At 71.9% G+C, this 12,063-nt stretch carries 11 protein-coding genes and 1 pseudogene; 7 read left to right on the top strand and 5 right to left on the bottom strand.

The window, feature by feature from the left end; translation table 11 throughout:
• Positions 1-5 precede the first annotated feature (5 nt).
• Positions 6-1,295 (bottom strand): cation:proton antiporter domain-containing protein, encoded by a 1,290-nt coding sequence (locus ACQPX6_RS16685; protein WP_433781372.1) that lies wholly within the window; start codon positions 1,293-1,295, stop codon positions 6-8.
• Positions 1,296-1,711: 416 nt separating this feature from the next.
• Between ACQPX6_RS16685 and ACQPX6_RS16680 the strand changes: the two genes are divergently transcribed.
• The 3 genes and pseudogenes from ACQPX6_RS16680 to ACQPX6_RS16670 form a co-directional block, all read left to right on the top strand.
• Positions 1,712-1,975 (top strand): hypothetical protein, encoded by a 264-nt coding sequence (locus ACQPX6_RS16680; RefSeq protein ID WP_433781371.1) that lies wholly within the window; start codon positions 1,712-1,714, stop codon positions 1,973-1,975.
• 252 nt (positions 1,976-2,227) lie between these two features.
• Positions 2,228-2,494, top strand: coding sequence for a GlsB/YeaQ/YmgE family stress response membrane protein (locus ACQPX6_RS16675; RefSeq protein ID WP_433781369.1), 267 nt, complete (start codon positions 2,228-2,230; stop codon positions 2,492-2,494).
• A 31-nt stretch (positions 2,495-2,525) separates the two neighbouring features.
• Positions 2,526-2,807, top strand: a pseudogene (locus ACQPX6_RS16670) (DUF1345 domain-containing protein); the annotation flags it as partial.
• A 46-nt stretch (positions 2,808-2,853) separates the two neighbouring features.
• Here ACQPX6_RS16670 and ctaD read toward each other — a convergent pair.
• Together ctaD and ACQPX6_RS16660 are read right to left on the bottom strand one after the other, a co-directional pair.
• A complete protein-coding gene (ctaD, locus tag ACQPX6_RS16665) occupies positions 2,854-4,611 on the bottom strand; it encodes an aa3-type cytochrome oxidase subunit I (protein ID WP_433781368.1) in 1,758 nt (585 codons plus the stop codon).
• Between the two features lie 293 nt (positions 4,612-4,904).
• The gene (locus ACQPX6_RS16660) at positions 4,905-5,345 is read right to left on the bottom strand and encodes a RidA family protein (protein ID WP_433781366.1); all 441 of its coding nucleotides are present in this window, start codon (positions 5,343-5,345) and stop codon (positions 4,905-4,907) included.
• A gap of 462 nt (positions 5,346-5,807) precedes the next feature.
• On the opposite strand from ACQPX6_RS16660, the gene ACQPX6_RS16655 reads away from it, so the two are divergent.
• The gene (locus ACQPX6_RS16655; protein ID WP_433781364.1) at positions 5,808-6,743 is read left to right on the top strand and encodes a YihY/virulence factor BrkB family protein; all 936 of its coding nucleotides are present in this window, start codon (positions 5,808-5,810) and stop codon (positions 6,741-6,743) included.
• On the opposite strand, the gene ACQPX6_RS16650 is transcribed toward ACQPX6_RS16655, so the two are convergent.
• Together ACQPX6_RS16650 and ACQPX6_RS16645 are read right to left on the bottom strand one after the other, a co-directional pair.
• Positions 6,733-7,119 (bottom strand): YchJ family protein, encoded by a 387-nt coding sequence (locus ACQPX6_RS16650; RefSeq protein WP_433781362.1) that lies wholly within the window; start codon positions 7,117-7,119, stop codon positions 6,733-6,735. The genes ACQPX6_RS16655 and ACQPX6_RS16650 overlap by 11 nt on opposite strands.
• A gap of 142 nt (positions 7,120-7,261) precedes the next feature.
• The gene (locus ACQPX6_RS16645; protein WP_433781360.1) at positions 7,262-8,191 is read right to left on the bottom strand and encodes a LysR family transcriptional regulator; all 930 of its coding nucleotides are present in this window, start codon (positions 8,189-8,191) and stop codon (positions 7,262-7,264) included.
• A 121-nt stretch (positions 8,192-8,312) separates the two neighbouring features.
• Between ACQPX6_RS16645 and ACQPX6_RS16640 the strand changes: the two genes are divergently transcribed.
• The 3 genes from ACQPX6_RS16640 to ACQPX6_RS16630 all read left to right on the top strand — a co-directional run bounded on the left by ACQPX6_RS16640 (position 8,313) and on the right by ACQPX6_RS16630 (position 12,016).
• Positions 8,313-9,635 carry an aromatic ring-hydroxylating oxygenase subunit alpha gene (locus tag ACQPX6_RS16640; protein WP_433781359.1) on the top strand — a complete coding sequence of 441 codons (1,323 nt, stop codon included), beginning with the start codon at positions 8,313-8,315 and terminating at the stop codon, positions 9,633-9,635.
• Positions 9,632-10,834: an NAD(P)/FAD-dependent oxidoreductase gene (locus ACQPX6_RS16635; protein ID WP_433781358.1), complete on the top strand. Its 1,203-nt coding sequence runs from the start codon at positions 9,632-9,634 to the stop codon at positions 10,832-10,834. The genes ACQPX6_RS16640 and ACQPX6_RS16635 overlap by 4 nt, the downstream gene beginning before the upstream one ends.
• A gap of 78 nt (positions 10,835-10,912) precedes the next feature.
• On the top strand, positions 10,913-12,016 hold the full coding sequence (locus ACQPX6_RS16630; protein WP_433781357.1) for a mandelate racemase/muconate lactonizing enzyme family protein: 1,104 nt from the start codon (positions 10,913-10,915) through the stop codon (positions 12,014-12,016).
• Positions 12,017-12,063 lie beyond the last annotated feature (47 nt).

Genomic DNA, 12,063 nt, shown 5'->3' with positions numbered 1-12,063 from the left:
AACGGTCACCCCGAGGTGATCCCGGAGCTGTCGTCCGACGGCCGCTCCGGGACGCGACGACGCGGCAGCCCGCGCACGGGCACCTCGACGGCGGACTCGTCGGGCTCGGCCGGGGTGCCGTGCGTCCTGCCGTACCGGGCGGCGAGGGGCGCGGCGGTGGCGCCGTGGGCGACGACGCTCAGCAGCACGGTCACCGCGATGGTGGTGACGGCGTGGTCGGCGCCCGGACCGAGTTCCTCCAGCGCGAGCAGGGCGAACACGAGCGAGGCCAGGCCACGCGGCCCGAACCACCCCACGAACAGCACCGTGGCCCGGTCGAGCCCGGCGCCGACGAGGACGAGCGCGACCGGCACCATGCGGACCAGGGTCAGGCTCAGCACGGCGTAGAGCGCGACGGCCAGGTCGAGGCCGTCGAGCATGATCGGAACAGCGACGACCCCGAACGCCAGCCACACGAGTAGAGAGACCAGACCACTGGCCTGCTCCAGGAAGCCGACCTCCGCGGGCCCACGCCGGCCCGCGGTCGCCGCGAAGGCCAGCCCACCGCAGAACGCGGCCACGAAGCCGTTCCCGTGGGCGAGGAGGGCTCCGGAATAGACGCCGAGAGCGAGGGCGAGGACCGCGATGCCGGTGAACTCCTCAGCCGCCCACCCCCGACGACGGGTGCACCGCAGCAGGACACCTCCCGCAGCACCCACCGCGACGCCGACGACCACCCCGACCGCCAGCTCGAGCAGCGCCTGCCCCGGACCTACGCCGTCCAGCCCCTCGACCGAGGCCGCCCCGGCGATCGCCAGCACCACCACGGGCGTGGCGATCCCGTCGTTGAGGCCGCTCTCCACGGTGATCAGCCGACGCAGCCGCGACGGCACCGCTCGGTTGGTCACCACCGGGACGCCCAGCGCCGCATCGGTGGGCGCCAGCGCCGCGGCGACGAGCAGGGCGAGCCACAGGTCGAGCCCGGAGAGGAGCCAGACCGCCAGGGCCCACCCCAGGAGGATCGTGAGGGGGAGACCGAAGCCGAGCAGCCGGACACAACGACCGAGGTCGCGCCGGAGCTCGGAGACACGGATGCGGGCCGCGTCGGAGAACAGCACCCAGACGAGGGTCACCTCGACCACCGGCTTGAAGCTCTCCGGCGCCGAGGGCGTGTCGACCAGGCCCAGCCCGGCCAGGGCCGCGCCGACGGCCACGAAGACGATCGGCGCGGTGAGGTCCGCCCGCTCGAGCCGCGCCGAGACGATCCCCCAGACGAAGATCGCCGCCGCGATCACGGTCACCGCCGCGACACCCATGCCGGCCTCCCGCGTTCGCCTGTGGTGCTGCTCAGCTCCCGGACGTCCGAGAGGGGGTCGGCTCGGCCCCGCCGGGACACCGACCACCGCCCGGAGCAGGAGCCGGCGCACCACGAGCCGCAGGTCGTGGTGCCCCGGACCGCCGCTCGCGTCGGGGGGCTGACGCAGAGCCCGGTTCGCTCCCTCGGTCAGCACGAACGACGAGCGAAGCCGGCCGCAACGCCGTCACGGTCCTCCGGCGACCGACCAGGCGCCTCACCTGCGGCGGGTGAGCCACGGCGCCTCCAGGTGCGATGATCAACTGCGCAATCAGCGCCCTGCTCTACGGGGTGGCCAGCCCGAGGCGGCGGGAGATGGGGGAAGTAGTTGCGGAGAACGAGCGTCACGCCCCTCGCGAGCCAGCGACGATATGGGTCGTGACAGACGACGAGCGGCCCGGCAAGCGTGGCGGCGGAGCCGCGTCGCAGGCGCGTGAGCACCTGGTGTGGCACCAGGACCTGATCTGTCCCGAGCCGAGGTGCCGAGGCCGGGTCCGGCGCTTCCCGCCCGGCGAGCTGGTCGACGGCGGACGCCGCGAGCGTCGTCGCTGTCCGGAGTGCGGGACGTCCATCACGGTCCCGGCGTTCTACCTCGTGCCCTGGGCGCTCGGTGACAGCAGCGAGCTCCCACCCGCGGCCTGACCGTCGACGGCTTTGTCCTCATGTCTTCGAGCGCTCTCGCAGCGGCCGCTCGAGGCCGCGAACCGTCCCTCGCCGCCCACCCGGTCTCGCACGTCAGGTCGAGCGGGACCGCCCGACCTCGACACCTCGTGACCGCGACGACCGACCGTGCGGCGGCGCATCGTGGACGCCCCGCGGGGCGGCTCCGCGGGCCGCCGCCGGGTCCCGCCGGCCCCGGCAGGAGGATCGAGGTCGCCGGCGAGGGGAGCGGACATGGGCATTCTCGGGTGGATCGTGCTGGGACTCGTGGTGGGCGCGTTGGCCAAGCTGGTCATGCCCGGCGACGACCCCGGCGGTGTCGTCGTCACCGGCCTGATCGGGATCGTCGGCGCCCTCCTCGGCGGGTTCCTCGGCCGTGCGCTCTTCGGGGCGGGGCTCGGCGACTTCTTCGACCTCCGGACGTGGGTGCTCGCCCTCGTCGGTTCGCTGGTCCTGCTCGGCGTCTACCGCCTGGTCGCGGGGCGGCGCGCCCGGACGTGACGGGGTCCGGCAGACCGGGCACGACGACGAGCCCGCGCTGGTCGTGGTGCGCGCGGGGCTCGGGATGATGTCGGTCGTGAGCTCCTGGGCGCTGGTGCACACCTGTTTCGCTGCGAGGACGGGGATCGTCCTGCCGCAGGACGAGCCGCCCCGGTACAGCGACTTCGCCTACGTCGCGCTCAACGTCGGCATGTCGTCGCAGGTCTCCGACACCGAGATCTCCGACGCCGGCATCCCCGGACCGTCCTGGTGCACTCGCTGCTGTCCTACCTGGTCAACGCAGGCCTGCTCGCCGTGGCGATCAACCTCGTGACCAGCCTGCCCGGTACGTGACCGCCGCCGCCCGCGTGCGGGCGGTGCTACCGGTTGCGCGGGTCGCTGCCCGGCAGGTGCTCCTGTCCGGTGGCGCCGGCCGCGAACTCGCCGGGCGACGGTCGGCGTGATCCCACGTGCGCCTCGAGTCGGAGCCGGTCGGCCGCGTGCGGGTAGTGCAGCTCGAACGCCGGGCGCTCGGAGCGGATGCGGGGCAGCTCGGTGAAGTTGTGCCGCGGGGGCGGGCACGAGGTCGCCCACTCGAGCGAGTTGCCGTGGCCCCAGGGGTCGTCGACCTCGACCGGGCGGCCGTAGCGGTAGCTGTGGAACACGTTCCACAGGAACGGCAGCGTCGAGGCGCCGAGGATGAACGCGCCGATCGTCGAGATCGTGTTGAGCACGGTGAAGCCGTCGGTGGCGGCGTAGTCGGCGTAGCGGCGCGGCATGCCCTCGTTGCCCAGCCAGTGCTGCACCAGGAACGTCAGGTGGAAGCCGAGGAACGTGGCCCAGAAGTGGAACTTGCCCAGGCGCTCGTCCATCATCCGGCCGGTCATCTTCGGGAACCAGAAGTAGATGCCGGCGTAGGTCGCGAACACGATGGTGCCGAAGAGCACGTAGTGAAAGTGCGCCACCACGAAGTACTGGTCGTTGAGGTGGAAGTCCAGCGGCGGGCTGGCCAGCAGGACGCCGGTGAGACCACCCAGGAGGAAGGTCACCAGGAAGCCGATGGCGAACAGCATCGGCGACTCGAACGTCAGCTGCCCGCGCCACATCGTGCCGATCCAGTTGAAGAACTTGATGCCGGTCGGCACGGCGATGAGGAACGTGGTGAACGAGAAGAACGCCAGCAGCACCGCGCCGGTCGCGAACATGTGGTGGGCCCACACGGCCACCGACAGGGCGCCGATGGAGATCGTGGCGAAGATCAGCGTCTTGTAGCCGAAGACGGGCTTGCGGCTGAACACCGGGAAGATCTCGGTGACGATGCCGAAGAACGGCAGCGCGACGATGTAGACCTCGGGGTGCCCGAAGAACCAGAACAGGTGCTGCCAGAGGATGGCCCCGCCGTGCGCGGGATCGTAGACGTGTGCCCCGAGGTGCCGGTCGGCCTCCAGGGCCAGCAGGGCCGCGGTGAGGATCGGGAACGCCGTCAGGACCAGGAACATCGTCACGAGGATGTTCCAGGTGAAGATCGGCATCCGGAACATCGTCATGCCCGGGGCGCGCATGCAGACGATGGTCGTCGTGAAGTTCACCGCGCCCAGGATCGTGCCCAGACCGGACACCACCAGCCCGACGGCCCACAGGTCCTGCCCGAGTCGGGGGGTGGACGGGATGTCCGAGAGCGGCGTGTAGGCGTACCAACCCGCGGATGCGGCGCCGTCCGGGGTGAAGAACCCGGAGATGACGATGATGCCGCCGAAGAGGAACAGCCAGTACGAGAAGGCGTTGAGGCGTGGGAACGCGACGTCGGGGGCGCCGATCTGCAGCGGCATGATGTAGTTCCCGAAGCCGAAGACGATCGGTGTCGCGTAGAGCAGCAGCATGATCGTGCCGTGCATGGTGAACAGCTGGTTGTACTGGTCCACCGACAGGATCTGCAGGCCCGGCCGGCCCAGTTCGGCGCGCATGAGCAGCGCCATCAGCCCGCCGATCAGGAAGAACCCGAACGACGTCACCAGGTACAGGATCGCGATGTCCTTGGGGTCGGTCGTCGACAGCGCCCGGACCAGGCCCGCGCCCGGCCGTGCCCGTCGCGGGGGATGAGGTGGCGTGACGATCGGGGCGGGTGCGGCGCTGCTCATCACCCGACCGTGCGGCGCCGGTGGCGAGAGGTCATCGCCCTGGCCGGTGCAGCGTCACCCGGCGTCTCGTCCTGTCGGACCGAGCGCGCGCCACTCGCGACCAGACCCACCGCGCGTGGCCACTCGCGGATCGCCACCTCGCCGGCCGTCCGCTCTACGCGGGACGTCGGTGGGGGAGGAGGCGGTGAGGGCCAGGTGGGCTGACCAAGCGACGTAGATCGCGTTGGCGGTGAGGCGGAACGCGATCCCCACGGGTCGCCGCCGGTGAGGTCGGCGAGCAGCCGCGGGCCCCTCTACAGCACCAGTGCGGTCGCTTCGATCTCGATGAGCATTTCGGGGAAGGCCAGGCGAGTGACGCCCAGCAGTGTGCTGGCCGGGCGGCAGCCTGCCTTGTCGAGCCGCTCGACCGCCAGATTCCACACTCCCAAGAGGGCGTCCACATCGGTGGTGTAATAGTTCAGCCGAACGACCTGCGACAGTCCGGAGCCGGCACGCTCGAGCACGGTTTCGAGATTGTCGAACGACTGGGTCACCTGCGCACCGATGTCGTCAGGGTGCAGATTCTCTCCCTCGGAGCCAGAAGAACCTTGGCCGGCGCAGAACACCCAACGCGAGGGGGCCGCTGCGGAGATCGCCTGCGAGAAGCCGAATTGATCTTGCCACGTCCACGGATTGATCGGCTGGTGTGGGTCACTCACGGCTGCCCTCTCATCAACACACAGCTCGAGATTCATCGCGCGAAGGGATGTGCGAGATGACCTCAGACTCGAACGTGGCCCAGCGTGGGCGGTCCGACCACTCAGACGGGTCGCGGCTCGGTGTACTGGGCGCAACGATTCCCGCTTCGAAGCCGGCCAGACGGTAGAGCGAAGGCGACGTCCCGGCCCCACGGTAGGAAGCCTGGCCGAGCGGTGCCCGGCCCCGCCTCGCCGGGCGTGACCCGGCCGCGGCGGGTGGTGAGGAAGTCGCGCACCTCGGCGCGCGGAGCTGATCGGCGTCCACGTCATCGAGGCCAGGTCGGGCGCGACCGGCATGAGGTGCCCTGTCAGGGCACCCGACAGCAGGTCCTCGTGGGGGAGGTGGTCGGTACCAGGAAGGACGGCACCTGCACGACCTCGTCCGCCCGGGGCGCCTCCGGAGGGCCCAGGCGTCGACGACGAACGCGGGCATGGTTGCCTGCCCGCCGAGGTGATCGGATGGTGCAGGCGGGATCGCGAGGACGGGTCATCGAGACGGTGACCCGCTGGGTGGCGCCGTGGTGGCGGCGCCTCCGCGAGAGTCGGCGCCTCTACCGTGCCCGCCACGGTGACCACCTCGCCGCCGCGGTCACCTTCTTCACCGTGCTCGCGCTGGTGCCGCTGCTGATGATGGCGGTGTCCGTGGTCGGGTTCCTGCTGTCGTCCAGCCAGACCGTGTTCGCGCAGGTGGAGCGCCTCGTCACCATGGCGCTGCCGCTGCCGGCGAGCACCGCCGTCGTCAACGTCGTCCACGTCGTGGTGGCCGAGCGCGGGGCTCTCGGCGTCCTGGGCCTGGCGGCCGCGGCGATCTCCGGGTGGAGCTGGATCAGCCACCTCCGCGACGCCGTGACCGCGCTGCTGGGACGGCCGTGCCCGGAGCGCCGCGTGCGGCACGCGATCGCGGACGTCGGCGCGCTGCTGGGCATCGGCCTCGCTCTGGCGGTCTCGTTCGCGCTGGCGGCCCTGACCGGCGTCGTGGGGAGGCAGCTGCTCGACCTGCTCGGCCTCACCAGCACTCCCGAGGCCCGGATCCTGCTGGGGGTCGGCTCGGTCGTGATCGGGCTTGCCGCCAACTGGCTCGTCGTGGCCTGGTGCCTGGCACACCTTCCGCGGCCGACGCGTCCGCTGCGCCCCGTGCTCCCGGCCGCAGCCGTGGCGGCGGTGGGCCTGGTCGGCCTGCAGCAGCTGGGCGGCCTCTACTTCCGCCTGCTCGGGAACTCGCCGGCGGTGACGACGCTGGGCGCGCTGGTCGGCCTCCTGCTGATCGTCTATCTCGTCGTCCGCTGGTTGTTCCTGGTCACGGTGTGGACCGACACGCGCACACCGGAAGCCGTCACGGATCGCGGCCAGGCCGCCCGCGCGGGGCTCGAACTCGTCGGCGACATCATCGGGTGAGTCCGTCCCGGTACAGCCACTGCCCGGCCTCCCGGACGAAACGGCTGCGTTCGTGCAGGACCCCGGTCTGCTGACCCTCGCGGTGGTGGGCGCGGAACTCGACGACCCCGTCGGTGTCGAAGATGCCGCCGCCGACGCGGTCGAGCACCTCCAGGTGCGTCCAGCGGATCGAGGGGTCGAGTGTCAGCGACGCCGGGCGGGTCGCCGGGTGCCAGGTCCGCAGCAGGTGGTCGACGTCGCCCCGCGCGAAGGCCGTGTAGCGCGACCGCATGAGGGCCTCCGCGGTGGGCGCCGCATCGCCGGACTCGCCGAGATACCGGCCGCAGCAGGCGTCGAACGGTTCGCCCAGGCCGCACGGGCACGGTCGAGGAGGCACGGCCGTCGAGTATGCCGCCGAGCCACACGTCGTGGCGTTCGTGACTTCGGTGGCGGATCCCGCGCTGAGCGCGGGGTTCGTCACCGAAGTCGGGGCGAGATCCTTGATCGCGGAGCGAGCCAGGTCGAGGGGAGCAGCCCGATCACGGTCGTCCCAGCGCCGGGAGCCCCGTCTCGGTGACGTGCCGCAGCGCCTCGAGGCCCGCGGCGATCGTGGGCTGGTCCTGGGACCCCGCACGGACGGCCGCGATGACGCGGCGGGTCGGCACCGGGTCGGTCGTGATTGGGATGCGCCGGGTGTCGTGGTGCGCGGGGAGGTCGGCGAGGCGCGGGACCAGCGCGACCCCGAAACCCCGTGCCACGAGCGCGGCACCGGTGTCCCACTCGTCGGCGTAGTGGGCGATGTCCGGGGCGAAGCCGGCCGCGGTGCAGGCCAGCGTGACGAGCTGGTGGTAGGCGCGGCCGACGTTGCCGCAGATCCACGGGTCGCCGGCGAGATCGCGGAGGGCGACGACGCCCGAGCGGCCGACCAGGGGGTGCTCGGGACCGACGAGGATGTCGAGGGGTTCGTCGAAGAGCGCGTGCTGCTGGAAGGCGGCGTCGGAGGCCGGGGGGATGCTCGGCGTCGCGACGATCACGGCGATGTCGGCGTCGTCGGCGGCCAGGAGGTCGAAGGACCGCGCCGGCTCGCTCTCGCGCAGGAACACCCGCAGCGCGGGGTGCTCGGTGCGGAGGTGATCGAGGGCCCGGGGCACGACGACCGCGGCGGCCGAGGAGAACGCGGCGAAGCGCAGCGTCCCGCCGACGGCGCCGGCCCGGTGGGCGGCGAGGTCGGCGCGCGCCTGCTCCCACGCGGCCGTGAGGGTCTCGGTGTGCCCGAGCAGCGTGTGGGCGGCGGGGGTGAGCCGCACGTTGCGTCCGACGGGCTCGAGGAGCGGGATGTCGAGCTCGCGCGCGAGGGCCTGCATCTGGTGCGAGACCGCCGACGGCGTGAGCCGGCAGACCTCCGCGGCGGCGGTGACCGTCCCGTGGCGCGCGATCGCCTGGAGCACCCGCAACCGCCGGTCGATCATGTACACAGCGTACAAGATCATAGGTTAGACGTTTCGATGGACGCGGACGAACAGCGGCGCTGACACTCCGAGGGCGCCGGGCACCGAGCACGCCGCCGACCTCGAGAGGAGCCCGACAGCCATGACGAGCGACACCACGAGCGCAGCCGTCGATCCGTACGCCGCGCTGCCGGCGCGCCCCGTCGATCCGGCGCTGTTCACGCAGGAGAGCACCTACCGGGCCACCCGGCTGCCCGTCGAGCTGGCCTCGACGCTGCTGCCCGACGCCTACACCTCGCCCGAGTTCTTCGCCCTCGAGCAGCAGCGGCTGTTCACCACCGGCTGGGTCGCCGTCGGCATCACGAGCGACGTCGACCGTCCGGGCGCGTGCATCGTCGTCGAGGTCGCGGGCCGGTCGATCTTCGTCACCCGCAACCGCGACGGTGTGCTGCGCGCGTTCCACAACGTCTGCCGGCACCGTGCGACGAAGCTGCTCGACGCCGACGCCCGCGACGTCGGGAAGCGCGGCCGCATCCGCTGCCCGTACCACTCGTGGACCTACGACACCGACGGGACGTGCCTCGGGACGCCGCTGTTCGAGGGCTCGGACGTCCCCGCGGGCCAGGAGCCGATCTTCGACACCGCGGTGGCCCAGGGCTTCGACCGCGCCGACTACGGGCTGCTCGACGTGGCCGTCGAGTCCTGGGGCCTGTTCGTCTTCGTCAACCTCTCGGCGAACCCGGCGCCGCTGGCGACCCAGCTCGGCGACCTGCCGCAGCGGTTCGCGGAGTACCGCCTCGACGAGTGGGTGACGCAGCGCCGCCGGACCTACGACGTCGCCGCCAACTACAAGCTCGTCGGCGAGAACTTCATGGAGTACTACCACCTGCCCTGGGTGCACCCGGAGCTCAACCAGGTCTCCAGGTTCTCCGACCACTACCGGTGGCAGGGCCCCGGCATGTACACGGGCATGTGCACCACGCCGGTGTCGCGCAACTCCGACGCGGGTGGCTGGGACGGGCTGCCCGCGCTGAGCACGCTCGGCGCGCAGGACGCCGACAGCGGGCGGTTCGTGTGGTTGTTCCCCGGCACCGCCCTGGTGGTGCTGCCCAACCACGCGTTCGTGCTGATCAACCGGCCGGTCGCGCCGAACCGCACCGTCGAGACCGCCGTGCTGCTCGCGCACCCCGAGTCGCTCGACGGCCCGGACGCCGAGGAGGGCGTCGAGCAGCTGTGGAAGTTCTGGGACCTGGTCAACCGCCAGGATGTCGAGATCGTCGAGCGCGTGCAGGAGGGCCTGGCGAACCCGACCTACCGCGGCGGGCGGATGTGCTTCCGCTTCGAGGAGCCGCTGCACCGCTTCCAGAACATGGTGATCGACAAGATCGTCGGCGTCGAGCGGGTCCCCGGCGGTGACGAGGACACCATGACGCGCATGTTCCCCGACCCGGAAGGATCGCTGTGAGCACGAGTTCCCCGACCTCCGCCGAGGTCGTCGTCGTCGGCGGCGGCCTCGAGGGCTGCGCCGCCGCGTGGGCCCTCACGCAGCGCGGCATCACCGACGTCACCGTCGTCGAGCGCGACACCGTGGGCTCCGGCGGCACCGGCAAGTCGTCCGGCGTGGTGCGCTGCCACTACGGAGTGTCCTCGCTCGCGGCCATGGCGACCCGCAGCCTGGAGACGTTCGAGCACGCCGACGACGTGCTCGGCGCCGACATCGGGTTCCACCAGACCGGCTACGTGGTGGGCGTCGGGCCCGAGAACGTCGAGGCGCTGCACGCCTCCATGGCCGACCAGCGTGCCGTCGGCGTGCGCACCGAGGACGTCGACCACACCGAGGTCCGCAAGATGTGGCCGGTCGCCGACCTCGAGCCCTTCGGCGCGTTCGCGTGGGAGGAGCGCGGCGGCTACGGCGACGCCTACCAGACCGCCCAGGCCTTCGCGGGCGCCGCGCGCCGCGCCGGGGCGCGCCTCCGGCAGGGCACCACCGTCGCCGCGATCCGCACCCCGGGCGGCCGGGTCACCGGCGTCGAGCTCGCCGACGGCACCGCGATCGCCACCGGTCACGTCGTCCTCGCCGCCGGCCCCTGGTCGGTGCGGCTGCTCGCCGACCACGGCGTCGAGCTGCCGATCACCCCGCACCGCGAGCAGATCGTGCTCGTCGACCCCGGCCAGGACCTCGGCCCGGTCCCGGTGTTCTCCGACCTGGTGTCGCTGCAGTACATCCGCTCCGAGGGTGCGGGCCAGCTGCTCTTCGGCAACTCCGACCTGGCGGTCCTCGAGCCCGCGGACCCCGACCGCTACTCGAACCAGGCCACCGCGTCGTTCGTCGACATCGCCGTCGACAAGGTCGGGACCCGCCTGCCCGGGCTGGCGAACCCGGCGATCTCCTCGACCTACGCCGGCTGCTACGACGTCACGCCCGACTTCAACCCTGTGATCTCCCGGGTCGACGGCCTCGACGGGCTCGTCGTCGCCGCCGGCTTCTCCGGGCACGGCTACAAGATCTCGCCCGCGGTGGGGCGGCTCGCGGCCGACCTCGTCGTCGACGGCGTGAGCTCCGACGCGGACATCCCGGCCGCGGACTTCCGGCTCTCGCGGTTCGCCGAGGGCGCCCTGCTCACCAGCCCCCACCCCTACGTCGGCGCCGGCCAGATGCGCTGAGGAGCGCGCCATGGAACTGATCATTCATGAACGGCGCGCCGAGCGCGGCTGCGCCCGGCTCGAGCTGGATCTCTGACCGTGCGCATCGCCGAGGTGCACGTGTACCAGAAGGATCTCCCGCTGAACGGCGCGGTCTACCGCATGTCCGGGGGCGCGTACACGGCGCTGGACTCGACGATCGTGGAGATCGTGTCCGACACGGGCGTCTCCGGCTGGGGGGAGACGTGCCCGGTGGGCCCCACCTACGCGCCGTCCCACGCCCTGGGAGCACGCGCGGCGCTGCAGCAGATGGCGCCCGGGCTGGTCGGGCTCCCCGTGACGGGTCCGCTGGCGATCCAGCGGGTGTTGCACGGACTCCTCAACGGACACGCCTACGCCAAGGCCGCCGTCGACATCGCGATCCACGACCTCATCGGCAAGGCCCACGGCCTACGCGTGTGCGACCTCCTGGGTGGCGCGGCGAGCGACCGGGTCGACTCCTACTGGTCGCTCGTCGTCGGCGAGCCGGACGACGTCGCCCGGACCGCTGCGGAGAAGATCGCCGAGGGCTACCCCGCGCTTCAGGTCAAGATCGGCGGGCGGCCGGTCGACGTCGACATCGAGACGGTCCGGAAGGTGTGGGAGGCGACGGGCTGCACCCGTCTGGCCGTCGACGCCAACCGAGCACTGACCACCCGGGACGCCCTGCGGCTCAGCCGGGAGTGCGCCGACGTCCCCCTCGTCCTCGAGCAGCCCTGCAACACCCTGGAGGAGATCGCCGCGATCCGCGGGCAGCTTCACCACGCGGTCTACCTCGACGAGAACACCGAATCCGTGGGCCACGTGCTCCGGGCGATCTCGCTCGGGATTTGCGACGGGTTCGGTCTGAAGGTCACGCGCCTCGGCGGTCTCGGTGCGATGGCCACCGTGCGGGACCTCTGCGAGGCACGCTCCCTGCCGCACACCTGCGACGACTCCTGGGGTGGCGACATCATCGCGGCCGCCTGCGCCCACATCGGGGCGACGGTCCACCCGCGCCTGCTCGAGGGCGTCTGGCTGGCCGAGCCGTTCATGGACGGCCACGACGACTCCACGAACCCGGTCCGGGTCGAGAAGGGACGCATCACGGTGCCGACCGGACCCGGTCTCGGCGTGGTCCCCGACGAGGGCGTCTTCGGCGCGCCCGTCGCCTCCTTCGCGTGACAGCCACACCCATCCCGTCCATCGAACAGGTGAGAGCAGTGAACGTT

The organism is Actinomycetospora sp. CA-101289, assembly GCF_050955895.1.
In the GTDB taxonomy this organism is placed as follows: Bacteria; Actinomycetota; Actinomycetes; order Mycobacteriales; family Pseudonocardiaceae; genus Actinomycetospora.
Note: the sequence above shows the minus strand (reverse complement) of the source record. Positions and strands in the feature narration are given on the sequence as shown.